Origin of the sequence: Chromobacterium sp. S0633, from assembly GCF_024158805.1 — a bacterium.
Classification (GTDB): domain Bacteria; phylum Pseudomonadota; class Gammaproteobacteria; order Burkholderiales; family Chromobacteriaceae; genus Chromobacterium.
In genome coordinates, this window is record NZ_JAMZGH010000003.1 from 244,326 (window position 1) to 269,483 (window position 25,158).

The window sequence follows — 25,158 nt, forward strand, 5'->3', positions numbered from 1 at the left end:
TCAGGGCGGATTCGGCGCGTCCTCCGCCGCCGCGCCCGATTCCCGGACCAGGAAATAGGCGATTTGCTGTTGCAGGCGCGCAGCCTGTTTGTGCACTTCGGCGGCGGTGGCGGCCAGGGCTTCGCTGTTGGCGGTGTTGCGCTGGGACACGTCGCCCAGGTGTTCCATCGAGCCGTTGACCTGGGCGATGCCGCGCGCTTCTTCCCGGCTGGCGGTGCTGATGCCGCCCACCAACTCCGCGGTGGCCGCGCTGCGCTCCAGAATGCCGGACAGCGCGCGCGCGGCCAGACGCGCTTCATGGCGGCTGCGCCGGGCCAGTTCGCCGATTTCCCGGGCGGCGTTCTGGCTGCGTTCCGCCAGTTTGCGCACGTCGTCGGCCACCACGGCGAAGCCGCGGCCGTGCGGGCCGGCGGTGGCGGCTTCGATGGCGGCGTTGAGGGCCAGCAAATTGGTCTGGTAGGCGATGTCCTCGACGATTTCTATGCGCCCGGCGATCTGCTCCAGCGCGCTTTCCGCGGTCTGCACCGCTTGCTTGCCGTCCGCCACCTGGCGCGCGGCGTCGTGCGCGGCGGCGTTGGTCAGTTCCGCCTGCGCCAGATTGCTTTGGCTGACTTCGTGCATTTGGGCGCAGGAGTGGGCGGTGGCGCCGACGCTGAGCGCGGCGGCCCAGCTGTTTTGCGCCAGCGCCTCGGCGGTGGCCCGGATTTCCTGGGCGCTGTCGGCCAGTTGGTCGGCGCTGCGGCGCACGTCCAGGATGATGTCGCTCAGGTGGCGGCTGCAGTAGCCCAGGGTGGCGTGCACGCTGCGGCGCGTTCCGGAGGGCGGCCTGTCGCCGCGGGAGAGCCGGCCGGCGGCCATCTCGCGCATGCGCTCGGCCAGCGCGTCGGGTTCCGCGCCCAGAATGCGCCACAGATTGCGGTGGATGGCCCAGGCCAGCGCCAGACCGGCCAGCGCGCTGCCGCCGGCCAGCGCCATCAGCAGCGTTTTCAGTTCGCGGCCGCGGCGCTCCGCTTGCAGGGCGGCTTGCTGGCGCAAGGCGTGCGCTTGTTCGCGCACTTGCCGCAGCGGGGCGAGCAGCGCCGGCGCGGCCTGGTCCAGCGCTTTGCGGGCTTCGTACTTCTGATTGGCGGCGGCCTGGCGCACGCCCTGGTCCAGCATGGGGAAGGCCAGGCCGCGCTGGGCTTGCAGTTGCCGCATCGAGCGTTGCAGTGCGTCCTTGCCCGGCGCCTGCTGCCGCTCGATGGCGTCGGCCAGTTTCCGCTCCAACTCCAGATAGCGGCCGCGGGCGGCCAGATAGCGCTCCCGCCAGGCCTGGATGTCGCGGCGGCTGGAGACGATGATCAGCGAGCGGTAGTCGATGCGCATTTCCTGGATCTGGACGTGCATGCGGTCGCTGAGCCGGGCGTGGCGGCCATAGACTTGGGTGATTTCTTCCAACTGGGTATGGAATTGCTCAAGGCCGTAGAGCCCGGCGGCGATCAGGGCCAGCAGCAGGATCAGCAGCGCGCCGAAGCCCAGTTTCAGTTGCCGGGAGACGGACAGGGCGCTTCGGCCGGGCGCGGGGACGAAGTGGGCCAGCATCGCCGCTCAGGCCTTTTCCGTCTGGGTTTCCGCGGCGGCGTCCTGTTGGCCCAGGCTGGAGATCAAGGCCATTTCATCGACCGACAGCACTTTGTTGACGTTGAGCAGCACGATAAAATGGCCGTCCAGCTTGGCCATGCCGGCGATGAAGTCGACGCGTATCTTGCTGCCGAACTGAGGCGGCGGTTCGATGTCGGCGTCGGGGATGGCCAGCACCTCATGCACCGCGTCCACCAGAATGCCGATCAGCTGCAATTGTTCTTCGCCCTCCACTTCGATGATGACGACGCAGGTGCGGCGATTGATTTCGGTTTCGCCGCGGGCGAAGCGCAGCGACAGGTCTATCACCGGCACCACCGAGCCGCGCAAATTCATCACGCCGCGGATGAAGGCCGGCATCAGCGGCACGTGGGTCGGTTTCAGGTATTCCAGGATTTCGCGTATCGCCAGGATGCCGATGGCGAAGACGTCGCCGCCCAGCTGGAAAGTCAGGTATTGGCGGGCGTCGGCCTGCGGTTCGGCGGAGGCGGCGTTGTCGTGCTTGCGCTGCAGATGGAGCGGTTTCATGGCGCTGTCCGGTTAGAAACGGATGAAGTCGGACTCTTCCGCCAGCGGCGGGTGTAGCGGCTTGTGCGACAACAGGGGCTCGCGCCGCGCGCGCGGCGCCGGGTGGAAGGACTCGGCGGCGCCCAGCTTGAAGTAGCCCATCAACTCGTGCAGGTGCTCGGCCTGATCGTTCATTTCCTCGGCGGTGGAAGCCAGCTCTTCGCTGGCGGACGCATTTTGCTGCGTGGTCAGGCTCAGTTGCTGGATGGCGGAGTTGATCTGGCTGACGCCGCTGGCCTGTTCATTGGAGGCGGCGGCGATCTCCTGCACCAGGTCGGCGGTGCGGCTGCTGGAGCGGACGATTTCCTCCAGGAACTGGCCGGCCTGCTCGGCCAGCTTGACGCTGCTGCCGGCCACGCCGCTGATTTCCTGGGCGGCGATCTGGCTGCGCTCGGCCAGCTTGCGCACCTCGGCCGCCACCACGGCGAAGCCCTTGCCGTGTTCGCCGGCGCGCGCGGCTTCGATGGCGGCGTTGAGCGCCAGCAGATTGGTCTGGTAGGCGATGTCGTCGACGATGCCGATCTTGTCGGCGATCTGGCGCATCGCCTCCACGGTGCGGCGCACCGCCTCGCCGCCTTCGGCCGCCTCGCGCGAGGCCTTGGTGGCGATGCTCTCGGTGACGCGGGCGTTGTCGTTGGTCTGGCTGATGGAGGAGGACATTTCCTCCACCGATGCCGAGGTTTCCTCGATGCCGGCCGCCTGTTCGCTGGCGGCCTGGGACAGCGCCTGCGAGGTGGAGTTGATCTGTTGCGCGGCGCTGGACAGCGCCTCGGAGCCGCTCTTGACCTCGGCGATGATGTTGCGCATCCGTTCAATGGTGACGGCGATGGCGGCGCACAAGCTGCTTTGGTCGCCCGGACGCAGCCGGATTTCCGCGTCCAGATTGCCGTCGGCCACCTGGCGCATCACCTCGGACACATAGTGCGGCTCCCCGCCCAGGGTGCGCAGCAGATTGCGGGTGATCAGGGTGGCCAGGCCGGCGCTGATCAGGGCGGCCAGCAAGGACAGCGCGATCATCACCCAGTGCGCCTGTTGATAGCTGGCGTTGGCCTGATTGGCCAACTGGTCGTTGAGTTTGTCCTCCAGGTCCGCCAGCGCGGTTAGTTGCTGGTTGAAGGCGACCATTTGCGGCGCGATCTCGTTCTGCATCAGTTTCTTGGCTTCGTCCTGACGCCCTTGATTGGCCAGGTCCACCGCCTTGTCCACCATCGTGAGCGTGGCCGGCCGCATGTTCTGAATGCGGCTCATCTGTTCCAGCTCCTGAGGGGTGTTGTTGTCGGCCTGCCGGAAGACTTCGGCCAGTTTCTTTTCCCTGTCCATATAGGCGACTTTGCTCGCCTGATAGGCTTGCAGCGCGCTGTTGATGTCGGCGGGCCCCTCGGCCAGCATCACATTGCGGTAGGCGATGCGGATGTCCTGGTTGTCGCTGATCAATTGGCGCGCCAGCCGGCTTTCCACATTGTTGACCTGAGTGATGTCGCGCAGGGCGATATTGCTGATCTCCAGCCCGTACAGCGCCGCGCTGACGCAGATCAGCATCAGCGCGATGATCAGGCCGAAGCCCAGGCCGAGCTTCTGCGCGATGGACATGCCGTGTTTGTATTGGCTCATTGGGCGCTCCTATCCGTTTTCGCCGCGGTGTTTGTGGTGCCAGCTTCCCATTCCCGGGCGGGAAGCAGCGCGTACCGCTCCGCCTCTTTTTGGGTGGCATGGTGGATCAGGGCGGGCACGTCGAGAATCAAGGCGACTTCGCCGGTGCCCAGAATGGTGGAGCCGCTGATGGCCTTGAGGTGGCGGAACAGATTGCCCAGCGGCTTGATCACGGTCTGGAATTCGCCCAGCAGCGCGTCCACCACCAGGCCGGCCTTGCGTTCGCCGTAGTGCACCACCACCACGTTGCGGCGTTTGGCCGCGACGGCGGGCAGTTCCAGAAAGCCGTCCAGGCGCAGCAAGGGCAGCAGTTCGCCGCGCAGGTTCAGGCAGTCGTGAACGCTGTCCTTGTCCAGCGCGGCGGGCAGCTCTATGCATTCGATCACCGCTTCCAGCGGCACCACGAAGGTGGCGGCGGCGACTTCCACCAGGAAGCCGTCGATGATGGCCAGGGTCAGCGGCAGCCGGATGCGGAAGGTGGTGCCTAAGCCCAGTTCGGATTCGATATCTATGGTGCCGCGCAGCTGCTCTATGCTTTTCCTCACCACGTCCATGCCCACGCCGCGGCCGGAGATGTTGGTGACCTGGTCCGCGGTGGAGAAGCCGGCCTCGAAGATCAGGCGGAACACGTCCTGCTCCGGCAGCGCCATGTCGGCGGGCAGCAGGCCGCGTTCCACCGCCTTGGCCAGGATGCGCTCTTGGTTGAGGCCGCCGCCGTCGTCGGCCACTTCGATCACGATGCTGCCGGATTCATGGTAGGCGTTGAGCCAGACATGGCCTTCGGCCGGCTTGCCGCCGGCCAGCCGGCGCTCGGTGGTTTCTATGCCGTGGTCGATGGCGTTGCGCACGATGTGCATCAGCGGATCGCCCAGTTTTTCCACCATGGATTTGTCCAGCTCGGTCTCCGCGCCGGAGATGTGCAGCTGGATGTCCTTGCCCAGTTCGCGCGAGACGTCGCGCGCCACGCGCGGGAAGCGGTTGAAGATTTCGCCTATCTGTATCATGCGCATGGACAGCGTGCCGGCGCGTATCTGCTCGATCAGATTGGCGATGGTCTGGGTGGACTCCACCAGCGCGCTTTGCTGAGAGCGGCGCGCCACCAGATTGGCGGCGGCGCCGGCGATCACCAGTTCGCCGATCAGATTGATCAGGCTGTCCAGTTTGCCGGCCTCCACCTTGATGAATTTGCTTTCGGCCGATTTGCCGCTTTTGGCGTCGCCGGCGGTTTTGGCGGCGGCGCGCGCGGCGGGCGCTTCCGGCGCGGCGTCGGCGGGGGCATCGGACACGGCGTCGGCGGCAAGCGGTTCGTCCGGCGCGAACTCCACGATTTCCACCGACGGCGCCGTCGCCTCCGCTTCGGCGAACGCCGCTTCCGGCTCGGCGGTATCGGCTGCGGGCTCCAGGCCAAAGCGCAGCCATACCGCCCGGACCGCGTCGGCCTCCTCCCGCGGCGCGCTGGCCAGGGTCTGAGCCTGCTGCCGCGAGCTGGGCGGCCACGGCCAGATATGGACCTCGCTGTCTTCGCGCGCGAACTCGAAAACATCCAGCAGCGTCTGCTGCGCCTCCTGGCTGCGGTACAGCGCCTCCAGGCGCAGATAATTGGTTTCCGGGTTGAAGTCGTCGCCGCTTGGCAGCTGGGTGGCGACAGCCTCGATCCGGTCGATCTCGCCTATGGTGGCGAGATAGCGGATAAAGGACGAGGGGTCCATGCCGTTGCGCAGCATGTCCGGGCCGAAGCGCAGCGACAGCAGCCATTGCTCCGGCGGCGGCGCGGCGAGCTCGGGCTGCGGCTCGGGCGGCGCTTCCGTTTGTTCCATCCCGGCCGGCGCCTCCTGGGCGGCCGCGCCGCCGGCGGCGCGGCTGTAGGCGACCAGCTCGTCCAGCAGCTCGGTGCCGGCGAAACGCTCCAGGCTGTCCTTGGCCGCCAGCGCGGTCAGCATTTCCTTGACGTGGTCGTGGCAGCGCAGCAGCAGGCCGGTCAGCATATCGTCCAGCCGCAGCGCGCCGTCGCGCAGCAGGTCCAGCACGTTTTCCACTTCATGGGTGAAGCCGACGACGACGTCCAGGCCGAACAGCCCGGCCGAGCCCTTGATGGTGTGCATGGAGCGGAACAGGGCGTTCAACTGTTCCGTGGTGGTGGAGTCGGCTTCCGCGTCCAGCAGAATGCTTTCCATCTCCCCCAGCAGATCGTTGGATTCTTCGAAGAAGGTTTGCAGCGCCAGTTCAAGATCCATGCGCGACCTCCTCCAAAGAGAGCTGGCCTTGCAGGCCCACCAGGCGGATGAAGTCCAGCGAGGCCGGGCTGGGGGCGATGAAGCGCAACGCGACGTCCTTGCGCAGGCTTTCCCGGCGCAGCCACAGCAAGACCTGGGCGATGGCGCAGTCCAGCTCTCCGACGCAGGACAGGTCCAGTTCGATGGCGGCGTGGCCGGCGAGGGCGGCGTGGAGCTGCTGATGCAGTTCCGCCGCCTGGTAAATGGTTTGTTCTCCGCTGAGCGTCAGTTGGAAAACGGCGGCGGCCGGCGCGGCGGGCGCGCTGTCTTTGGCGTCTGGTTTTTTGCGGGCGCGCGGCATGTCGGGCTCCCGATCAGGGCAGGATCAATTTGGAAACGGCGGTCAACAGCACCGGCGGCTGGAAGGGTTTGACCACCCAGGCCTTGGCCCCGGCGGCCTTGCCTTCCTGCTTCTTTTCCTCGGAGGATTCCGTGGTCAGCATGATGACCGGAGTGAATTTGTAATTGGGATGGACCTTGATATTGCGCAGCAGCGCGATGCCGTCCATCAACGGCATGTTCACATCGGAGACGATCAAATGGACTTTGCGTCCGTCCAGCACGTCAAGGGCTTCCTGGCCGTTGGCGGCCTCCAGCACCTCATAGCCCGCGCCGGCGAGCGTCATGCGAACCACCTGCCGCAGGCTGGCCGAGTCATCGACGATGAGTATGGTCTTGGCCATCTGGAACATTCCCCGGATCAAAAGAAAGTGATGTTGTTTTGCTTATTGCCCGATTCCGCTTGGTCGCTGCTGTGCAGGACGCGCTGCTCATGGGTGGTATAGCTGTTTTTCAAGGCGTCCAGCCAGGCGGCGGTGTCCGGCGGCGTCGGCCGACGCTCGGTGTCCACCAGCGCCTGGCTGAAGACGCTCTCCAGCCGGCGCATATCGTTCTGCACCCCGCTGAGGATTTGGTCGACCCGGTCCTGGAATTGCAGCTGCACCAGGATGTCTTCCAGCGCTTGCTGCAAGGATTGGGATTGGACGGCCTCGTCGTCCGGCGCGGCTTCTTCCGCCGGCGCGGAGGCGTCGGCGGCGTTCAGCGGCGCGTGCGGCCGCAGCGGCTCGTGCGCCATCTGCGCCAGGCTGTCCATGGCCTTGTCGATCTGGTTCTGCAGCCGGGACAGCTGTTCCAGCGTGTCGCTGCCCAATTGCTCCATGCTTTGCTCGCCGTCCAGCTGGTGGCCGCTGACCAGGCTGCGCACCAGGTTCTGCAGGGTGTTGGCCGATTGGCCCAGGGTGTGCAGGTGGATGGCGAGATCGGTCTGTTGCCGGGTGGCGTTCTGCAATAGCTGCAGCATGTGCTTGAGCCGGCTCTCCGCCTGGGCCAGCGCCGCCTGGTCGGTGTGTTCGCCCGGCTTGGGCACCGCGCCGCCCACTTGGCGCAGTATGCCGTCGAAGCGCAAGGTCAGCCGGTTGGCGGCGTCGTCCATCTGCTCCTTGCCCAAGGAGATGTGGCCGGCCCACAAGGGCAGCAAGGCGCAGACGTGGCTGGCGAAGCCCTGCCAGTATTCGTCCGGAGTCGGGGCCGGCTCCGCGGCGGCGGCCGGCGCCGGCCAGAACAGGACCAGCGCCAGCGCGGCGCAGCTGAGCGCCAGTCCGGCCCAAAGCAGCGGATGCCCCCAGAACAGCCAGCAGAGGACGCCGCCATTGATGGCCAGGCCCAGCAACAGGCGGTTTCTTGGCGTCAGAGGCGGGAGCAGGACCATGTCGATCAACCGGGATGGAAAAAAGTCATACCTTTTTTGTAGTTGTTGGTTTTTTCTTATGCAAACGGACGGCGCGGCCAAAGCGCTCGCCGACGCCATGAAAAAAGCCTCCGTGTAGGAGGCTTGGGGGACCTTGGGAGCGGGGGCTTAGCCGGGAAACAGCAGCGGATTGACCCCGCTGCGGGCGAAGCCGCGCTGTTCCAGCTGCTGGTCCAGCGCCAGCGTGGCCAGATCGTCGGCCGCCGGCTCGGCGCCCAGGTCCTTGTCCAGCGCCAGGATCTTCAGATAGCTGCCGCAGTCGCCGCAGCTTTCGCCGCGCACCGCGGCCTGCTGGCTGTCGCCTTGCTCCAGCGACCAGTAGCCGATGTCGCGGGTCGCCTCGCAATTGCTGCACTTGGCGCGCACCAGATGCCATTCGCTCTCGCACAGGCTGCAATGCAGATAGCGCAGGCCGGACTCGTTGCCAAGGCGCACCACGCTGGCCACCGGCGGCATCGCGCACACCGGGCACAGGTGGCGGGCGTCGTCGGGTTCGGCCACCGCCGTCACCTGCAGTTGCGCGGCCAGCTGGCTGAAGTAGACCGACAGCGCCGCCCACAGCAAGGGCGCGCGCGCCGAGCCGACGGCGGCGAAGTCGCCGTCCAGCAGCGCGCGGGCGGCGCTTTCCAGCGCGGCGTCGTCCGTCTGTTCCAGCTCGCGCGCCACCTGGCCGGCGGGGCCGGGCAGGGCGGCGAGCTCCGCGCACAGCGCGCGCAGCAGATCGCGCCAGACCGGATCGCGCGGCCAGGCGGCGGCGCCCAGCGGCGGCAGGCCGTGTTCGGCGCAATGATGGAAGTAATCGCCGCGCGGCGGCAGCGTCACCGGCTGTTCGCGCACCAGGCGGTGCTGAGCCGCGGCGATGCGGGCGGCGAAGGCCAGATAGGCCGCCATCGGGTGGCCGTCGGCCAGCGCCGTCAGGCGCCGGCTGCGGGCCAGATAGCGTTCGGCGGGCTGGGGCAGCAATAAGGGCGGGATCTCTCCCGCCGCGGTTTGCAGCCGGCCAGCCTCGTCCAGGGGGACGATGCGTATGCTCATGGCTTGTTCTTGTCTCCGGTCATTTCACGGTACCAGCGCGGATGATGCTTCTTGGCCCAGGCATGGGTGACCACGCCTTCCACCATCGCCCGTATCGTGCCGCGCACCCAGATGGCGGCGTAGACGTGGACGATGATGCCGGCGATCAGGATCAGCGCGCTCCAGGCGTGCAGGAGCAGGGCCACGCGGATCACCGGGATGGGGAAATACATCGCGAAGTACGGCCGCCACATGATGAAGCCGGTGCACACCAGCACCAGCATGCAGCCGGTCATCAGCCAGAACATGCCTTTCTGGCCGCCGTTGTACTTGCCGATGTCGCCGACCTCGTGGCCGGACAGCACCGACTTCACCGCCATCATCCACTTCACGTCTTCCTTGTCCAGGAAGTTGTGATGCCAGTAGCGCAGGAATTGGCGCGCGAAGCCGACGAACATCAGCACCCCGACGAAGGGGTGGATGATGCGCGCCAGCTGCGGCGTGCCGAATACGCCGGTCAGCCAGAAGAAGGCCGGGTAAAAGAAGGCCAGGCCGGAAATCGCCAACAGCACGAAGCACACCGCCACGATCCAGTGGTTGACGCGTTCCGCCGCGCTGTAGCGCTTGATCAGCTTTTCCTTGCTCATGCCTTTTCCTCCTCTTCCTCTTCCGCCTTATTGGGGCCGACGCCGATGTAGTGGAAGAAGCCGAACAAGACCGAAGCCGCCAGGCCGATGGTGGACAGCGGCTTGAGGATGCCCTTCCACAGGCTGACCACCGGGCTGATCTTGGGATCCTTGGCCAGGCCGGAATACAGCTCCGGCTTGTCGGCGTGGTGCAGCACGTACATCACGTGGGTGCCGCCCACGCCTTCCGGATCGTACAGCCCGGCGTTGGCGTAGCCGCGGGTCTTCAGCTCTTCCACCCGGTCATGGGCGTAGGCCTGCATATCGGACTTGGTGCCGAAGCGAATGGCTCCGGTGGGACAGGTCTTCACGCAGGCCGGCTCCTGGCCCACCATCACCCGGTCGGAACACAAGGTGCATTTATACGCCTTGTTGTCCTTCTGGTTGATGCGCGGCACGTTGAACGGACAGCCGGAGATGCAATAGCCGCAGCCTATGCAGTGCTCGGACTGGAAGTCCACGATGCCGTTGGCGTACTGGATGATGGCCCCCGGCGACGGACAGGCCTTCAGACAGCCCGGGTCGGCGCAGTGCATGCAGCCGTCCTTGCGGATCAGCCATTCCAGCTTGCCGCTTTCCTCCACCTCGCTGTAGCGCATCACCGTCCAGCTGTGGGCGGTGAGATCGGCCGGGTTGTCGTAGACGCCGACGTTGCTGCCCACTTCGTCGCGGATGTCGTTCCACTCCGAGCAGGCCACCTGACAGGCCTTGCAGCCTATGCAGGTGGACACGTCGATCAGCTTGGCCACCTCGGCCTTGTAATCGCGCACCACCGGCGGCTGGGTGGGGCTGGCGGAGCGGCGCAGGATATCTTGCGATTGCAGTGATGACATGGTCGCTCCTTATACTTTCTCGACGTTGACCAGGAAGGACTTGAATTCCGGCGTCTGGGTGTTGGCGTCACCTACAAACGGCGTCAGCGTGTTGGCGCTGAAGCCTTTCTTGGCCACCCCTTCATAACCCCAGTGAATCGGAATCCCGACCTGGTGCACCGTCTTGCCGCCCGACTGCAGCGCGCGGATGCGCTTGGTCACCACCGCCTTGGCCTTGATGTAGCCGCGCTTGGACGACACTTTCACCGTGTCGCCGTGGGCGATGCCTTTCTCCTTGGCCAGCGCCTCGCCGATTTCCACGAACTGCTCCGGCTGGGCGATCGCGTTCAGCCGCGCGTGCTTGGTCCAGCCGTGGAAGTGCTCGGTCAGCCGGTAAGTGGTGGCCGCGTACGGGAAGGCGTCGTGCTTGCCCATCTGCTCGCGGTCCGCCGGGAACACCCGCGCCGCCGGATTGGACACCACCTTGGGATGCAGTGGGTTGGTGCCCAGCGGCGTTTCGAACGGCTCGTAGTGCTCGGGGAAGGGGCCTTCGGCCATCTTGTCGAGCGCGAACAGCCGCCCCAGGCCCTCGGCCTGCATGATGAAGGGCCCCATGGCGCTGCCGGGCGGCTCGTCGGCCTTGAAGTCCGGCACGTCGATGCCTGTCCATTTTTCGCCGTTCCACTTGATCAGCGTCCGCTTCTTGTCCCACGGCGTGCCGTCCGGCTTACAGGAAGCGCGGTTGTACAGCACGCGGCGGTTGGCCGGCCACGCCCAGGCCCAGCCCAGGGTATTGCCCAGCCCGGACGGATCGCTGTTGTCGCGGCGTGCCATCTGGTTGCCGGCCTGGGTCCAGCTGCCGGCGAAGATCCAACAGCCGGAAGCGGTGCTGCCGTCGGCCTGCAACAGCGCGAAGCCGGACAGCTGCTCGCCTTTCTTGGCCAGGAACTGGCCGGGGTTCTTGGGATCCGGGATGTCCGCCAGCGCCTTGCCGTTGAGCTCCTTGGCCAGTTCCTCCGGCTTGGGCTCGTGCGGATCGCCGTAAGCCCAGGACAGACTCATGATGGCTTCGGCGTTCTTGCCGCCGTCCTTGGCGTACTGCGCCTTCAGACGAGTGAAGATGCCGGCCAGGATTTCCGCGTCGGTGATGGCTTCGCCCGGCGCGTCCGCGCCTTTCCAGTGCCATTGCAGCCAGCGTCCGGAATTGACCACCGCGCCGTCTTCCTCGGCGAAACAGGTGGTGGGCAGACGGAACACCTCGGTCTGGATTTCCGCGGTCTTCACATCGTTCTGCTCGCCGTGGTTCTTCCAGAAAGTGGAAGTGTCGGTGGCCAGCGGGTCCATGATCACCAGGTATTTCAGCTTGGAAAGCGAGGCCACCACCTTGTTCTTGTCCGGGAAGGCCAGGATGGGGTTGAAGCCTTGGCAGAAATAGCCGTTGATCTTGCCCTGATGCATCAGCTCGAAGTACTGCAGCACGTCGTAGCTCTTGTCCCACTTGGGCAGCCAGTCATAGCCCCACTGGTTGTCTGCGGTGGCCTTGTCGCCCCACATCGCCTTCATCAGCGAAACGAAGAACTTGGGATAGTTCTGCCAGTAGTTCATCTGCCCGTCGGCCAGCGGCTTGCTGGTGTACTTGCTCAGATAGGACTCCAGCGTGGGCTCCTTCTCCGAGGGCATGTTCAGATAACCCGGCAAGCTGGTGGACAGCAGGCCGATATCGGTCAGACCCTGGATGTTGGAGTGGCCGCGCAGCGCGTTGACCCCGCCGCCGGCCATGCCCATATTGCCCAGCAGCAGCTGGATCATCGCCATGGTGCGGATGTTCTGCGAGCCGATGGAGTGCTGTGTCCAGCCCAGCGCGTACAGGAAGGAGGTGGTCTTGTCGTGGGCGCCGGTTTCCGCCAGGTATTCGCAGACCTTGAGGAAGGCGTCCTTGGGCGTGCCGCAGAGGGTTTCCACCATTTCCGGCGTGTAACGGGCCACGTGCTCGCGCATCAGATTGATCACGCAGCGCGGGTCGGACAGGCTGTCGTCGCGCTTGGCCATGCCCTTATCGTCCAGCTGGTAGGTCCAGGTGGATTTGTCGTAGCTGTGCTTGTCGGCGTTGTAGCCGGAGAACAGGCCGTCGTCGAACTTGAAGTCCGGGTTCACCAAGAGCGCGGCATTGGTGTAGGCCAGCGTGTATTCCTTATTGTACTTGCCGGTTTGCAGCAGGTAGCGGATCACGCCGGACAGGAACGCAATGTCCGTGCCGGTGCGGATGGGGGCGTAATAATCTGCCACCGAGGCCGTGCGGGTGAAGCGCGGATCGATGACGATCAGCTTCGCCTTGTTGCGGGTCTTGGCCTCAATCGCCCAGCGGAAACCCACCGGGTGCGCCTCGGCCGCATTGCCGCCCATGACGACGATGAGGTTGGCGTTCTTGATGTCGACCCAATGGTTCGTCATGGCACCGCGACCAAATGTTGGGGCAAGACTTGCCACCGTTGGTCCGTGTCATACACGCGCCTGGTTGTCGACCGCCAGCAGCCCCAGGCTGCGGGTGAATTTGTGGGTCAGCCAGCCGGCCTCGTTGCTGGATGCGGAAGCGGCCAGGAAACCCGTGGTCAGCCAGCGGTTGACGGTGACGCCGTCCGCGTTCTTCTCGACGAAGTTGGCGTCGCGGTCGCGCTTCATATGGGCGGCGATGCGCTCGAAGGCCTCGTCCCAGCTGATGCGTTTGTATTCGTTGGAGCCCGCTTCGCGCACTTCCGGGTAGCGCAGGCGGTTGGGGCTGTGGATGAAGTCGATCAGGCCGGCGCCCTTGGGACAGAGCGCGCCGCGATTGACCGGATGGTCCGGATCGCCTTCAATGTGGAAAATATCGGCTTTGGCGTTCTTGGCGCCGTCGCCCAGGCTGTACATCAAGATGCCACAGCCTACCGAACAGTATGGACAGGTATTCCGGGTTTCCGTCGCGCGCAGCAATTTATAGCTGCGGGTGTCGGCCAGCGCGGTCTCGGGCATGAAGCCCAGGGTCGCGATGGTGGTGCCTGCCATGCCGCCGGCGCAGAGCTTGAAAAACTGCCGTCTGCTGACTTGCATGGGTTTGTCTCCTTGGGGTTGAACTGGGCGCGTCCCTGACCCACCAAGGACGCGTTGCTCACTCACAGCGGAAAATCTATTATCGCCCTAGGTATCAATTAGTACAAACTATTGCAGTGAATGGCAGGCCACATTTTATGAAAAAAACCGAAGCGCTGGAGCAGGCGGCGCTTGAGCTCGGCATTGTCGATTGCCGTCACGGCGGCGCCCAGGCCAGGCAGGACTGGGTGGCGGTGGAAACCCCGGTGGCGCTGGTGTACAACGGCCTCTCCCACGTGGTGATGATGGCCAGCCCGCGGGAGCTGGAAGACTTTGCGCTGGGCTTCAGCCTGGCCGAGGGCATCGTCGCCCATCCGGGCGAGATCTACGGCATCGACATCGTTCCGGGCGAACGCGGCGTGGAAGCGCGCATCGATCTGGCCTCGGCCCGCTTCATGGCCTTGAAGGAGCGCCGCCGCCAGCTGGCCGGGCGCACCGGCTGCGGCTTGTGCGGCGTGGAGCAACTGGCCGAAATCCACCGGCCGCTGCCGCCGCTGCCGCAGACCCAAAGCTTCAGCCTTGACGCGCTGGCGCGTGCCTTGCCGGTGCTGCAGCAGGCGCAAAGCCTGTCCCAGGCCACCGCCTGCGCCCACGCCGCCGGCTGGGTGACGCCGCAGGGCGAACTTCTGCACCTTAGCGAGGACGTGGGCCGCCACGTGGCGCTGGACAAGCTGATCGGCGCGCGCGCGCGCCAGGGCTGGCGCGATGGCGCGGTCATCGTCACCAGCCGCGCCAGCTATGAAATGGCGCAGAAGGCTGCCGCCGCCGGCATCGAGATCCTGATCGCGCTGTCCGCGCCCACCTCGCTGGCGGTGGAGATGGCCGCGCGCTACGGCCTGACCCTGATCGGCTTCGCCGGCCACGGCCGCGCCAATCTGTACAGCTGCCCCGAACGTTTGCGCATGTAATCCAACAGAAATATTCTGCCAGTAAACGGCATGGCAGCCGTGGATTGATGCCGGCAAGCGTCGCAGCGTCGGCAGCTTGCGCCGCGCAGTGCCGGCCGGGGCTGGCCGCGGGTTTTGCGTTGCAGCATCCGCGGAGAATTCCGCCTTGCAATTCTGGCCAGGATAGGGTCAGAATCGAAGCTCGACATTTCAACCCTTTCGAATATAAGAAACAAGCATGGCACTCATCGTACAAAAGTACGGCGGCACTTCGGTTGGAACCACCGAACGGATCAAGAACGTTGCCCGCCGTGTCGCCAAGTGGAAGTCGCAGGGACATGATGTCGTGGTGGTGGTGTCCGCCATGAGCGGCGAAACCAACCGCCTCATCGCCCTGGCAAAGGAGATTCAGGACTATCCGGACCCGCGCGAGCTGGACGTGGTGATATCCACCGGCGAGCAAGTCACCATCGGCCTGCTGGCCATGGCGCTGAAGGAAATCGGCGTGCCGGCCAAGAGCTACTGCGGCTGGCAGGTGAAGCTGGTCACCGACAACGCCCACACCAAGGCCCGCATCCAGGAGATAGACGACGCCGCGATGCGCTCCGACCTCAATGAAGGCCGCGTCGTCATCGTCGCCGGCTTCCAGGGCGTGGACGAGGACGGCGACATCACCACGCTGGGCCGCGGCGGCTCGGACACCTCCGCCGTGGCGCTGGCCGCCGCGCTGAAGGCCGACGAATGCCAGATCTACACGGATGTGGACGGCGTTTACACCACCGATCCGCGCGTGGTGCCGGAAGCGCGCCGCCTGAAGACCGTCACGTTCGAGGAAATGATCGAAATGGCGTCGCTGGGCTCCAAGGTGCTGCAGATCCGCTCGGTGGAGTTCGCCGGCAAGTACAAGGTTCGTTTGCGCGTGCTCTCCAGCTTCGAAGACGAAGGCGAAGGCACCCTGATTACGTATGAGGAAGATGAAAGCATGGAAAAGGCCGTTGTCGCAGGCATCGCATTTGACCGTAACGAAGCGCGCATCAACGTCAAGGGCGTGCCGGACAAGCCTGGCATCGCCTACCAGATTCTGGGGCCGATCGCCGATGCCAATATCGAAGTGGACATGATCATCCAGAACGTGGGCGAAAACGGCGCGACCGATTTCTCCTTCACCGTGCCGCGCGGCGAATTCCAGCGCGCGCTGACCATCCTGCGCGAAGTGCAGACCCATATCGGCGCCGCCAAGATCGACGCCGACGACAAGGTGGCCAAGATCTCCATCGTGGGCGTGGGCATGCGTTCGCACTGCGGCATCGCCTCCACCATGTTCCGCACCCTGGCGGAAGAGGGCATCAATATCCAGATGATCTCCACCTCGGAAATCAAGGTGTCGGTGCTATTGGACGAGAAGTATCTGGAACTGGCGGTTCGCGTTTTGCATAAAGTTTTCGGGCTGGACCAGCCGGCGTAAATAATTTCGGATACACGCTTGACAGGGGGCGCAGCGCTAATTAATATGGCGCTCTCTGAACGGAGAAATGGCCGAGTGGTCGAAGGCACTTCCCTGCTAAGGAAGCATACGGGCTTAAACCTGTATCGAGGGTTCGAATCCCTCTTTCTCCGCCAGTTCGCATTAAGCCCTTGATTGGAAACAGTCGAGGGCTTTTTTGCGTCCTAGCGGTCAGAACTTCATCGTTAGATTCCTGAAGCGGATCAACAAGACCAAGAGCTTCCTAGAAGCGTAACCGTCTCTGCGAAAACGCGATCAATCCGTTTGACCGAGATAAAACATAGTCGAGACACGCCCTCGATCGGTTTGCGCGGCAATTCCCGATTGCCTTTGTGTATTGGGAAAAGGGGAGTCTTCCATCGGCTGGAGGATGGAGGCGGACGAATTCGATTGATGGCCGGAAGCAGGTGGGAGATCCGTTCCAGCCATTTTGTCGCTTGCTCATGCTGCTATTCAAACCGTCAGGGGAGCTGAATAGTTGTCTCTGTTTCATTCACCGCCACTTCCTGCCCGGTAGCGTAATGGCGCTAGAGCAGACGCCCGACCCGCTAATCCGCCAGCGATGCGCCGCGCGGTGCGCTGGTCTTCTTTCGCCATGGCTCGGATGGCTTGAGCAGGTAGTTGGCGTATACGTAGCGCCAGGGCACGACTGCATAGAAGACGATCAGCAAGGGAATCCAGCCCAGATTGGCTTCGGTAAAGGGCTCTATGCGCCCGCTGCGCCACTGGGGAATGGCTACCAACACCACCCACAGGGTTTTCCAGATCATTTCCCATAGCAGCACCGGGAGCATTTGCAGCGGATAGCGCACGCCAAATAGGGTTAACAGCCAAAAGGCCAAGAGCATGTGGTCCACCACGGCTCTCGTGGGAACCGCCGGGGTATGGGGACTCAAGATATTAGGCAGCAGGGAGACTCCAAATCCGACGGCGATAAACAGATACAGGCCTCTCAAGCAGTTCAGGCGAAATAGTGAAATGTCTTGCATTTTATCTTTCTCCATGAAAATGACCCATTTGGGCGAGTGGATACAGTTTGCTTCGGACGCCGTTCGATTTGGCGGGCGCTTGCTACTGGCGCTACTGGCCCGCCAGATGGAACTGGCCAAGGCCCGGCGCGTAAACAGATGGCTTAAGCTTTATTTGGGGACGGCTTGGTCCTCCTTAGCGCTGGCCGCATAGTCCAGCAAATCGCCCGGCTGACATTGCAAGGCTTCACAAATTGCTTCCAAGGTCGAGAACCTGATGGCGCGGGCTTTTCCGGTTTTGAGGATGGAAAGATTCGCCAGGGTGATGTCTACACGGTCCGCAAGCTCGCTCAAAGTTATTCTTCGGTGATGCAACAGGTCATCGAGCTTTACCAGAATAGCCATGGCTTATACGGTTCCTTCCAAATCGATACGCATTTTCGTTCCTGCATCAAATACTCGCGCCAGAATAAACAGCAGCAATACGGATAGCCATCCATCGACCGAAGGGCTCCACCCAATGTCCAACGGGTAGATCATGGATACGCTTGCGCAAACCGCGCCGACGGCAAGGTTGAGAATTTGTATGGCGAGCAGTGCCCAAGCAATAGCTTGCAGCCGGGCGGCGTTGGCCGGAATGAAGGGGTCGCCATCGCGTACCGTTGTCACCATCGCCAGCAAGCGCGCCAAGACAAGATTCGCCAGCGGCACGCCAGCGAGCCCGATTAGCATGATCAGGCGCATGCCTGTCATTAGCGCGGGCGGAGCCTCCGGTCGCGCGCCCAGCGCGGCTTGCAGCCATTGCGGCACGATAAAGCTGGCAAGCAAAAGTGCCCCAATTCCCATGCCCAGTATGAAGTTCAGGCTGAGCAGGGCGTGCAAGACCAGGCGGGTCGTAGACAAAAGGTTTGGACGGCTAGGCATCATTTCCTCCTCCTGGGTTTATTGTTAAACGATAAATAGGACATTGGTATTTCGCAAGAAATTTATCGTTGTCGATAATCTTGCTTGAGCTTGTCGCAACAAGGGAACAGTAAGGAGGGAACGGCTCCGGTCTAGGTCGCTGCGGCGGCCCGTCGAACGGGGGCCAACTTGCTCAATGACCGGGTACAGCTTTTCTTTGCGGAACAGGGCATGGGGATCATCCGCATCCGCAGGCGCCGCTTCTGCAGTCTGGCCAATTTGGCCATGCGTGCATTTTCTCCCAGGGGGAATGGAGTGAGCCGCCATCAAAAGCCGCTGAAAGCCTTTCATTAACAAGGCCATCAGCTGGATTCGATTGAGGGGTTAAAGCTGATGAAACTTGTACCTTGGTTGGACGTTTGAATCAGCCGAAAACATCCAAATTGAATACTTTTGGTCGGGCTTGCCAGGGCACTTCGTCGAGCCGCGAGTAGCCGCCGCTACCCTCATACCTGCCATCGCCATCGGTGAACCGGAAGGATGCCCACACGCCATACCCAAAATGAACCGTACAAATGAGAATCGGCGGGTCGCGCTTGCTCTAGGCCGGGCGGGGAAAATTGCGAGTTTTGTTGAGTCAGGCATGGCTTTGCGAAAATTTTCTCCATTTTGCGGGTTTGGAAAAATTTCAGAGCAAGCTGTTGACAAGGTCCAGCAAAGGACACATACTGTGCGCCTCTTGATCGACAGCACAGCAAGCGCTGCTGCTAGAAAATTCAAGGGTTTGGTTGTTTGAAAGTGGGCATTTTCGCGAATACCTCTTTCTAGGCCAATCAGCGCACCCGTAGCTCAGTTGGATAGAGTATCTGGCTACGAACCAGAGGGTCGGGCGTTCGAATCGCTCCGGGTGCGCCACTTGCTGTCCCTATAGTTTAGCGGTTAGAACACCGCCCTTTCACGGCGGTAGCCGGGGTTCGATTCCCCGTGGGGACGCCAGATTCAGAAAAACCCATCGCGCAAGCGGTGGGTTTTTTGCATTTCTAATGCTGTTTATCCGGCAGTGAACCCCATCGGCCATCACCACACGGGACCGCTGTTTCTAAGCGGCCCATCCGGCAGAAGCACGGCGCGCGGCTAGCTTTTGGCGGGCCGTGTAAAACACTGCTCCACCACCTGTTCGCCCCAGCGCGCTCCTGGGCGCTCCTCGCTCAAGACAAAGCCGAAGGCCTCGTACAAATGCCGCGCCGCCAGCAAGCCCTGGAAGGTCCACAGCCGGACGGCGAGGCGCTGCTGATCGCAAAACGCCATCGCCTGTTCCATCATGCGGCGGCCAAGACCGCTGCCGCGCGCCTCCTCGTCCAGAATGAACCAGCGCAGCTGCGCCTGCCCCGGCGCGTCCGGCTCCGCCGCAATCACCAATGAACCGATGATGCGGCTGTCGCGCAAGGCCAGCCACAGCTGATTGCCGGGCTGGCTCAGGCGGCCGAGGAAATCGGCCAGGCCGGTGGCCACCTGCCGTTCGAAAAAAGCGCCGAAGCCGGCGTGGGCGTGGTAATAGCGCGCATGCATGGCGACAATGCTGCCCAGCGCGCCGCAACGGTAACCGGTTTCAACGGCGATGGGCGCGGCGGCCGGCGGTGAGTGCTCGGCGTGCCTGGCTTCCAGCGCCGCCGCATAGCAATTCAGGCCCTGTTCCACCTGCCGCTGCTGCTCCGCCGACAGGTGGACGAGGGCGCCGCCCACCTGGCCGCGTCCGTAGTCCTGCAACTGCGCGAACAGCTGTTGGCCGGATGGGCTCAAGGCCAGCAGCTTGGTCCGGCCGTCGCTGGGGCTGGGCTGCTCCAGCAGCTCGCCACCCTGCGTCAGTTTGCGCACCAGCCGGCTCACCGTGGATTTTTCCAGCTGCAGCTTGTCCGCCAACTGGCTGGCGGACAAGCTGCCGGCCAGGCCGATCTCCACCACCGCATGCACGGCGGAAGCGGAGTGCCGGCTCATGGCCAGAGTGCTGCGCATGAAACCCAGCTCGCGCACGATGCGCCGCGAGGCGGAGCGGATCTGGTCGATGACAAGCTGCTGCGGCTGTGTAGGGTTCATGCGCGCTCTCCTGTGGTAATGGTTGTAACATACAACTAAATAGTTGCTTATTACAATAACTCGTGAGCGCGCCAGCCGTTCAGAACTTGTGATTCACCTCCACCCACCACTGGCGGCCATAGGGCAGATAGCTGCCCACCGGGTAGTAGGGCCAGTTGCTGGTATCGTCGCGCTTGATGGTGTCCAGCACATTGTTGACGATGAGCCCCACCGAAGTCTGCTTGCTCCATTGATACTGAGTGCTGAAATTGGCCAGCACCGTGGGCGTCAGATTGCCATTGCCGCTGGCCTTGGGAATCTTGCCGTAGCGGGTCAGCAGCACGGTGGACGACCAGGGGCCGATGTCCCAGCTCAGGCTGGTGTCCAGCTTGTCCGGCCAATCGGTGTTTTCCGGGTCGTTCAACATATTCTTTTCCACATCGCCGGCAAACTGCTGGTAAGTGTGCTTCAGCACCTTGGTGTAATTGGCTTTCAGCAGGAAGCTGCCCCAGCTGGCGGTTTTCCAGCGCAGCTTGCCGGCGATGTCGAAACCGCTGGTGCGCTCGCTGGCCGCATTGATCGGGTTGACCACGATCTGCTTGATCGCGCCCGGATTGATCAAGGCATTGGCCGGATTGCGCTGCACTCGGCGCAATGTGTCCTGGCACAGCTGGGACGACGCGTCCAGCATGCCGGCGCGGCACTGCGCCTCGTCGCGCAACAGCTTGTCGCCGCTCAGGTCGGTGACCAGATCATTGATGGCGATGTCCCAGTAATCCACCGAAATATCCGCGCTGCTGCTGGGCGACCACACAAAGCCGAAGCCGTAGGACTTGCCGTTTTCCGGCTTCAGTTCGGCGTTGCCGTTCTTCACGTAGTCCGCGCCCGGCGACATGTTTTTGTAGTCGCAGCTGGCCAAGGGCTGGCCGGCCTGGGCGCAACGCCAGTAGTCAGTGCTGGACGAGTAATAGCCGCGGCTCTGAGTCAGGAACAGATAATTCATGTCCGGCGCGCGGAAGCTGGTGGCGTAACTGCCGCGCAGCAGCAAGCTGTTCAGCGGCCGGAACGCCAGGCCGGCGCCGTAAGTGAACTTGCCGGCGCTGCTGTCCGGCAGCTGGTAGCGGTCGTAACGGCCGGACAGCGTCAGGTCCAGCCGCTTCAACACCGGGATGAACAACTCGCCGCCCAGCGCCTGGCGCGAGCGGGTGCCGCCGGCGTGCACGGCCGGCGAGGTGTTATAGAACGCGCCCTGATTGATCAGCGGGTCCGGATCATTGCTGAAGCCCTGGCTGCCCCATTCCAGCGTGCCGGCCAGCTTCACCGCGCCGGCCGGCAGCTTGAACAACTCGCCGCTGCCGCTCAGGCTCAGCGCCTGCAGCCAGGACTTGTTCTGGCTCACCGAGCGCCCGGCGATGCTGTCGAACTCCGCCTGCGTCAGCCGGCGGTTGAACGGCCCGGCCGACGGCGCGTAAATCGGCACCCCCTTGGCGTCCACGCCCTGCTGCTGGCCCAGGAAGAAACTGTCCGCATTGGCCAGCAGCCGCGGCGCGATGTTCTGGCTGGTGTAGATGGACGCGTTGTAAGCGGCTTCGTAACTCCAGCTGCTGTCCGGCACCGTGCCGCGCAGGCCGAAAGTCAGGTTGGCCGCCACATCGTCCCACTTGCGGTTGTAGCGGCTGGCGCCGCCCATCTCCTCCGGCGACAGCAAGCGGCTCCAGACCTCGTAGCGGCCGCTGTTCTGGTTCAGGAAATAGCCGCCGTTGCCGGCGGCCGAGGTCCAGCTGGGGCCGCGGGTGTTGTTCTCGCTGTGGTTGAAGGCCAGCAGCGCGTCGCTGAACAACTCCAGGTGATCGTTGAGCGCGTAATTCAGGCTCAGATAACCGTTCTGGCTCTGGTTGGCGGTCTGCACCGTCCAGTAGGAGGCCTTGGCCAGCGGGCTGGCGCAGACATTGCTCTTGCTGGTGCGGTAAGTGCGCACGCTGCCGGCGTACAAGCCGCCCAGCGCGCCGCAAGCCGCGCCGGGGTCGATGAACTTGCCGCTACTCACATCCTTCTGCGACCACACCGTGGTGGGCGCCGCGCCGTTGACGGTGTTGTCCGCCATGAAGCCGCGCTGGCGCGACCAGATCGGGTTGCGCTGGCTCAACTCCAGCGCATAGACCAGATTCAGCTTGTCCCAGCTCTTGCCGCCGCTCAGTTGCAGGCGCAGGTTTTCGCCGCCGTGATGCTCGCTGCCGCCGGCCTTGACGTTGACCGTGGTGCCGTCGGCCTTCTTCTTCAGGATCACATTGACCACGCCGGCGATGGCGTCCGAGCCGTAAATCGCCGACGCGCCGCCGTTGAGCACCTCGATGCGCTCAATCATCGCCGCCGGGATATTGGCCAGATTGACGAAGTTGACCGACCCCTCGTAAGCCACCGGGTAATCGGCGATGCGGCGGCCGTTGAGCAAGGTCAGCGTATGGTTGGGCCCCAGCCCGCGCAGGCTGATGGCGTTGGCGGCCGGGGTGAAGGTATTGCCGAAATCTGCGCCCTGAGTGAAGCCGGTGTTCTGCGCCAGATTGTTCAGCGCGTCGTAGACATTGGTGTAACCCTGCTTTTCGATATCGGCGCCGCTCAGCACCGTGACCCCGGTGGGGCCTTCCTTGCCAGCGCGCGCAATGCGCGACCCGGTGATGGTGACGCTGTCCAGCGTGTTGCCGTCGGCGGCCAGCGCCGGCAAGGCTTGCCCAGCCAAGGCCAGCGCCAGCGCGGAGAGGGTGAAATGGGGATATGCCATCGCGGAATGCCGGCTGTGCCGGCCCTTTATTGATTTTGGAAAACAAAATCTAGCACGATTGCATATATGTTAAAAATCTGGAAAATTAGATTGTTATTCAAATTGAGAATAATGTGATTGGAAGGATTGCGGGGGAGGGGTTGGGGGGGCTTTCTAGGCTGCCCATCCGGCAGAGAACGAAGGGGTAGACATGGCGGAGGTGTTTGAGTGTTTCTAAGCTACCTATCCGGCAGAGAACGCCGTGGGGACGGATAGCGGGCTGGTGGAATGTTTCTAAGCTGCCTATCCGGCAGAGAACCCAAAAATGAGGAAGCCTGGCCGAGCTTGGGCTTTCTAAGCTGCCTATCCGGCAGAGAACAATAATACGCAGCTGATTGCGGCTGCCACCGATTTTCTAAGCTGCCTATCCGGCAGAGAACACGGGCGCCGCCAGCAAACCCGGCCCGTGCAGTTTCTAAGCTGCCTATCCGGCAGAGAACCTAGCGTGAGCTGGCCTTCAGTGGGGAAGTTATTTCTAAGCTGCCTATCCGGCAGAGAACGAGCTGCGCAAGGAGGGTTTCCAGCCCTTCATTTTCTAAGCTGCCTATCCGGCAGAGAACTCGTTTTCCAGCGCGGCCTGCAGCTTTTTCAGTTTCTAAGCTGCCTATCCGGCAGAGAACGTTGTGACTCACAATGATAGCTGCCGCATTATTTTCTAAGCTGCCTATCCGGCAGAGAACCTGCCGGTGCTGATGCTCCCGAACGGCTACCATTTCTAAGCTGCCTATCCGGCAGAGAACTCAACTATCGGTCGAGGTCGATACCAGCGGCTTTTCTAAGCTGCCTATCCGGCAGAGAACCACCAGCCTTATTCCCTGACCCGCCCGGACAATTTCTAAGCTGCCTATCCGGCAGAGAACGCTTACCACGGCGATGGCGACGCCCGCGCAGATTTCTAAGCTGCCTATCCGGCAGAGAACGCCTTGGCCGCTTTGAGTGCCAGGCCCTGTGCTTTCTAAGCTGCCTATCCGGCAGAGAACCACTTGCCTCCAATTGCTCAAGCAAGTGCTTGTTTCTAAGCTGCCTATCCGGCAGAGAACCGACATCAAGCGGGCAGTGAAAAGCGCCGAGATTTCTAAGCTGCCTATCCGGCAGAGAACTTTTCTTTCTCGTCATAGCTGACGCTCTCGATTTTCTAAGCTGCCTATCCGGCAGAGAACAAGCTGAAGAAGGAAAGCGAGGCGTATCAGAATTTCTAAGCTGCCTATCCGGCAGAGAACTTGCAGCGTCTCAAAAGCCCCTGTTTTATTGATTTCTAAGCTGCCTATCCGGCAGAGAACTCGTTCTTGAGCAGGTCGAAAAAATCCTTGATTTTCTAAGCTGCCTATCCGGCAGAGAACGGGTCCACGCTCATGGTGACTGGTCAGAACTTTTTCTAAGCTGCCTATCCGGCAGAGAACGGTTCTATTTTCTTTTCTTGCCATGGACTTTTTTTCTAAGCTGCCTATCCGGCAGAGAACCCTTGGCTAAGGGTGAGCGTCCTTACCCTCCATTTCTAAGCTGCCTATCCGGCAGAGAACCGCGTGGACGCAATGGACTGGTTTCGATTTGATTTCTAAGCTGCCTATCCGGCAGAGAACTTCGGCTATCAGTCGGCTTACGAGGTGCACTTTTTCTAAGCTGCCTATCCGGCAGAGAACCTTTTGTCGTCTGCTTTCTTATCTTGCTTGTTTTTCTAAGCTGCCTATCCGGCAGAGAACCAGTTCGCTCAATTTGAAAGGTTTTTTGTTTTTTTCTAAGCTGCCTATCCGGCAGAGAACTGTGGATAAGTTCTTCTGGGACGGGTGACGCTTTTCTAAGCTGCCTATCCGGCAGAGAACTAGAGCCTTTCCCCCGCAAACCCGCGCCAGCGGGGGAAAGCATCGCTTTCCCCAATAAAAACCCTTTTATCCCACCCCGCGCCAAGCCATTGATTTAACAGGCTTGGCGGCGGGGAGCAAAAAAAAAGGGTTAGAACCACGGCACGGTGGCGTCGGGGCTGAGGCCGAAGGCGTTGAAGCGGCCGCTGTGGGTGGCCGGGGCTGGGCGTTGCTCGATGTGCAGCTGGTAACGCTGGCCGGTGCTGGCGCTGTTGAGGGTGAGGAAGGGCAGGGTCAGGCGGCGGGCGGCGCTGTCCGGGAAACGCTGCGCGGCTTCTTCCACGCTGATGCCCAGCCGCCGTACCAGCCGGCGGCGCTCCTTGTCCGGATTGGTCTTGGCCTGCTTGCGCCGTACCTGCCAGGCTTCCGCCTGCGGCGGCACCGGCTGGATGGCGGCCAGCGCGATGTGGTCGCGCATGCCGCTGAGCCAGTCGCCGGCCATCAGCCGCTGCAAGGCGGCGTGGCCGCCGTGCAGGCGCAGGGTGTCGCCCAGCGCGGCGGCCGGGGCCGCGCGCGGGAAGCTGACGCCGATGTCGTCGCGGCCTTGCTCGCTCAGCGCGCGGTGCAGCTTGGCGAACAGCGCGTTCATCAGCAGCGTGGGCGCAAACTCCGGGTCCGGGCGGAGCCGGATGTCCAGGTAGTGATCCATGG

Annotated in this window: 20 protein-coding genes, 3 tRNA genes and 1 CRISPR repeat array; of the genes, 6 read left to right on the plus strand and 17 right to left on the minus strand. The window is 63.0% G+C overall.

The features are described from left to right. The 11 genes from NK214_RS03270 to fdnG form a co-directional block, all read right to left on the minus strand. Window positions 1–1,581 carry a methyl-accepting chemotaxis protein gene (locus tag NK214_RS03270; RefSeq protein ID WP_253313745.1) on the minus strand — a complete coding sequence of 527 codons (1,581 nt, stop codon included), beginning with the start codon at window positions 1,579–1,581 and terminating at the stop codon, window positions 1–3. 6 nt (window positions 1,582–1,587) lie between these two features. After that, window positions 1,588–2,148: a chemotaxis protein CheW gene (locus tag NK214_RS03275; protein ID WP_107800494.1), complete on the minus strand. Its 561-nt coding sequence runs from the start codon at window positions 2,146–2,148 to the stop codon at window positions 1,588–1,590. 12 nt (window positions 2,149–2,160) lie between these two features. Continuing rightward, window positions 2,161–3,798, minus strand: a complete 1,638-nt coding sequence (locus tag NK214_RS03280; protein WP_253313746.1) for a methyl-accepting chemotaxis protein — start codon at window positions 3,796–3,798, stop codon at window positions 2,161–2,163. After that, the gene (locus tag NK214_RS03285; RefSeq protein ID WP_253313747.1) at window positions 3,795–6,071 is read right to left on the minus strand and encodes a chemotaxis protein CheA; all 2,277 of its coding nucleotides are present in this window, start codon (window positions 6,069–6,071) and stop codon (window positions 3,795–3,797) included. The genes NK214_RS03280 and NK214_RS03285 overlap by 4 nt, the downstream gene beginning before the upstream one ends. After that, the gene (locus NK214_RS03290; RefSeq protein ID WP_107800491.1) at window positions 6,061–6,411 is read right to left on the minus strand and encodes a lipid asymmetry maintenance protein MlaB; all 351 of its coding nucleotides are present in this window, start codon (window positions 6,409–6,411) and stop codon (window positions 6,061–6,063) included. The genes NK214_RS03285 and NK214_RS03290 overlap by 11 nt, the downstream gene beginning before the upstream one ends. A 13-nt stretch (window positions 6,412–6,424) precedes the next feature. After that, on the minus strand, window positions 6,425–6,793 hold the full coding sequence (locus NK214_RS03295) for a response regulator (RefSeq protein ID WP_048409685.1): 369 nt from the start codon (window positions 6,791–6,793) through the stop codon (window positions 6,425–6,427). Between the two features lie 17 nt (window positions 6,794–6,810). Continuing rightward, window positions 6,811–7,818 carry a hypothetical protein gene (locus NK214_RS03300; RefSeq protein ID WP_146176705.1) on the minus strand — a complete coding sequence of 336 codons (1,008 nt, stop codon included), beginning with the start codon at window positions 7,816–7,818 and terminating at the stop codon, window positions 6,811–6,813. Window positions 7,819–7,965: 147 nt separating this feature from the next. Beyond that, window positions 7,966–8,892: a formate dehydrogenase accessory protein FdhE gene (fdhE, locus tag NK214_RS03305; RefSeq protein WP_253313748.1), complete on the minus strand. Its 927-nt coding sequence runs from the start codon at window positions 8,890–8,892 to the stop codon at window positions 7,966–7,968. Then, a complete protein-coding gene (locus tag NK214_RS03310; RefSeq protein ID WP_107800488.1) occupies window positions 8,889–9,518 on the minus strand; it encodes a formate dehydrogenase subunit gamma in 630 nt (209 codons plus the stop codon). The genes fdhE and NK214_RS03310 overlap by 4 nt, the downstream gene beginning before the upstream one ends. Continuing rightward, window positions 9,515–10,390 carry a formate dehydrogenase subunit beta gene (gene fdxH, locus NK214_RS03315; RefSeq protein ID WP_107800487.1) on the minus strand — a complete coding sequence of 292 codons (876 nt, stop codon included), beginning with the start codon at window positions 10,388–10,390 and terminating at the stop codon, window positions 9,515–9,517. The genes NK214_RS03310 and fdxH overlap by 4 nt, the downstream gene beginning before the upstream one ends. Before the next feature lie 9 nt (window positions 10,391–10,399). Next, a complete protein-coding gene (fdnG, locus tag NK214_RS03320; protein WP_146176704.1) occupies window positions 10,400–13,456 on the minus strand; it encodes a formate dehydrogenase-N subunit alpha in 3,057 nt (1,018 codons plus the stop codon). Window positions 13,457–13,593: 137 nt separating this feature from the next. Between fdnG and fdhD the strand changes: the two genes are divergently transcribed. The 3 genes from fdhD to NK214_RS03335 all read left to right on the plus strand — a co-directional run bounded on the left by fdhD (window position 13,594) and on the right by NK214_RS03335 (window position 16,002). Next, a complete protein-coding gene (gene fdhD, locus NK214_RS03325) occupies window positions 13,594–14,403 on the plus strand; it encodes a formate dehydrogenase accessory sulfurtransferase FdhD (protein WP_253313749.1) in 810 nt (269 codons plus the stop codon). A gap of 217 nt (window positions 14,404–14,620) precedes the next feature. Next, the gene (locus NK214_RS03330; RefSeq protein WP_227104858.1) at window positions 14,621–15,847 is read left to right on the plus strand and encodes an aspartate kinase; all 1,227 of its coding nucleotides are present in this window, start codon (window positions 14,621–14,623) and stop codon (window positions 15,845–15,847) included. 61 nt (window positions 15,848–15,908) lie between these two features. Beyond that, window positions 15,909–16,002 (plus strand) — tRNA-Ser (locus tag NK214_RS03335). 432 nt (window positions 16,003–16,434) lie between these two features. On the opposite strand, the gene NK214_RS03340 is transcribed toward NK214_RS03335, so the two are convergent. From NK214_RS03340 to NK214_RS03350, 3 genes are all read right to left on the minus strand, one after another. Further along, window positions 16,435–16,890, minus strand: a complete 456-nt coding sequence (locus tag NK214_RS03340; protein WP_146176703.1) for a hypothetical protein — start codon at window positions 16,888–16,890, stop codon at window positions 16,435–16,437. A 135-nt stretch (window positions 16,891–17,025) separates the two neighbouring features. Then, window positions 17,026–17,259 (minus strand): helix-turn-helix transcriptional regulator, encoded by a 234-nt coding sequence (locus NK214_RS03345; protein ID WP_253313750.1) that lies wholly within the window; start codon window positions 17,257–17,259, stop codon window positions 17,026–17,028. A gap of 3 nt (window positions 17,260–17,262) precedes the next feature. Continuing rightward, window positions 17,263–17,781, minus strand: a complete 519-nt coding sequence (locus tag NK214_RS03350; protein WP_253313751.1) for a DUF2975 domain-containing protein — start codon at window positions 17,779–17,781, stop codon at window positions 17,263–17,265. A 376-nt stretch (window positions 17,782–18,157) separates the two neighbouring features. On the opposite strand from NK214_RS03350, the gene NK214_RS03355 reads away from it, so the two are divergent. The 3 genes from NK214_RS03355 to NK214_RS03365 all read left to right on the plus strand — a co-directional run bounded on the left by NK214_RS03355 (window position 18,158) and on the right by NK214_RS03365 (window position 18,753). After that, a complete protein-coding gene (locus NK214_RS03355) occupies window positions 18,158–18,553 on the plus strand; it encodes a hypothetical protein (protein ID WP_235086823.1) in 396 nt (131 codons plus the stop codon). 42 nt (window positions 18,554–18,595) lie between these two features. Further along, window positions 18,596–18,672: transfer RNA gene (locus NK214_RS03360), tRNA-Arg, on the plus strand. A gap of 6 nt (window positions 18,673–18,678) precedes the next feature. After that, window positions 18,679–18,753: transfer RNA gene (locus NK214_RS03365), tRNA-Glu, on the plus strand. A gap of 138 nt (window positions 18,754–18,891) precedes the next feature. On the opposite strand, the gene NK214_RS03370 is transcribed toward NK214_RS03365, so the two are convergent. From NK214_RS03370 to cas6f, 3 genes are all read right to left on the minus strand, one after another. After that, window positions 18,892–19,851: a bifunctional helix-turn-helix transcriptional regulator/GNAT family N-acetyltransferase gene (locus tag NK214_RS03370; protein ID WP_253313752.1), complete on the minus strand. Its 960-nt coding sequence runs from the start codon at window positions 19,849–19,851 to the stop codon at window positions 18,892–18,894. A gap of 79 nt (window positions 19,852–19,930) precedes the next feature. After that, complete coding sequence (locus tag NK214_RS03375; protein ID WP_253313753.1) at window positions 19,931–22,609, minus strand: TonB-dependent siderophore receptor; 2,679 nt, start codon at window positions 22,607–22,609, stop codon at window positions 19,931–19,933. Between the two features lie 150 nt (window positions 22,610–22,759). Then, window positions 22,760–24,468: a CRISPR direct-repeat array (repeat unit 28 nt; unit sequence TTTCTAAGCTGCCTATCCGGCAGAGAAC). Between the two features lie 130 nt (window positions 24,469–24,598). Further along, window positions 24,599–25,156, minus strand: a complete 558-nt coding sequence (gene cas6f, locus NK214_RS03380) for a type I-F CRISPR-associated endoribonuclease Cas6/Csy4 (RefSeq protein WP_253313754.1) — start codon at window positions 25,154–25,156, stop codon at window positions 24,599–24,601. Window positions 25,157–25,158: the final 2 nt, after the last annotated feature.

Bases quoted from the DNA above. Each gene is read 5' to 3' on its own strand.
- NK214_RS03270 (WP_253313745.1), bottom strand. From the start codon at position 1,581: ATGCTGGCCCACTTCGTCCCCGCGCCCGGCCGAAGCGCCCTGTCCGTC.
- NK214_RS03275 (WP_107800494.1), bottom strand. From the start codon at position 2,148: ATGAAACCGCTCCATCTGCAGCGCAAGCACGACAACGCCGCCTCCGCC.
- NK214_RS03280 (WP_253313746.1), bottom strand. From the start codon at position 3,798: ATGAGCCAATACAAACACGGCATGTCCATCGCGCAGAAGCTCGGCCTG.
- NK214_RS03285 (WP_253313747.1), bottom strand. From the start codon at position 6,071: ATGGATCTTGAACTGGCGCTGCAAACCTTCTTCGAAGAATCCAACGAT.
- NK214_RS03290 (WP_107800491.1), bottom strand. From the start codon at position 6,411: ATGCCGCGCGCCCGCAAAAAACCAGACGCCAAAGACAGCGCGCCCGCC.
- NK214_RS03295 (WP_048409685.1), bottom strand. From the start codon at position 6,793: ATGGCCAAGACCATACTCATCGTCGATGACTCGGCCAGCCTGCGGCAG.
- NK214_RS03300 (WP_146176705.1), bottom strand. From the start codon at position 7,818: ATGGTCCTGCTCCCGCCTCTGACGCCAAGAAACCGCCTGTTGCTGGGC.
- fdhE (WP_253313748.1), bottom strand. From the start codon at position 8,892: ATGAGCATACGCATCGTCCCCCTGGACGAGGCTGGCCGGCTGCAAACC.
- NK214_RS03310 (WP_107800488.1), bottom strand. From the start codon at position 9,518: ATGAGCAAGGAAAAGCTGATCAAGCGCTACAGCGCGGCGGAACGCGTC.
- fdxH (WP_107800487.1), bottom strand. From the start codon at position 10,390: ATGTCATCACTGCAATCGCAAGATATCCTGCGCCGCTCCGCCAGCCCC.
- fdhD (WP_253313749.1), top strand. From the start codon at position 13,594: ATGAAAAAAACCGAAGCGCTGGAGCAGGCGGCGCTTGAGCTCGGCATT.
- NK214_RS03330 (WP_227104858.1), top strand. From the start codon at position 14,621: ATGGCACTCATCGTACAAAAGTACGGCGGCACTTCGGTTGGAACCACC.
- NK214_RS03340 (WP_146176703.1), bottom strand. From the start codon at position 16,890: ATGGAGAAAGATAAAATGCAAGACATTTCACTATTTCGCCTGAACTGC.
- NK214_RS03345 (WP_253313750.1), bottom strand. From the start codon at position 17,259: ATGGCTATTCTGGTAAAGCTCGATGACCTGTTGCATCACCGAAGAATA.
- NK214_RS03350 (WP_253313751.1), bottom strand. From the start codon at position 17,781: ATGATGCCTAGCCGTCCAAACCTTTTGTCTACGACCCGCCTGGTCTTG.
- NK214_RS03370 (WP_253313752.1), bottom strand. From the start codon at position 19,851: ATGAACCCTACACAGCCGCAGCAGCTTGTCATCGACCAGATCCGCTCC.
- NK214_RS03375 (WP_253313753.1), bottom strand. From the start codon at position 22,609: ATGGCATATCCCCATTTCACCCTCTCCGCGCTGGCGCTGGCCTTGGCT.
- cas6f (WP_253313754.1), bottom strand. From the start codon at position 25,156: ATGGATCACTACCTGGACATCCGGCTCCGCCCGGACCCGGAGTTTGCG.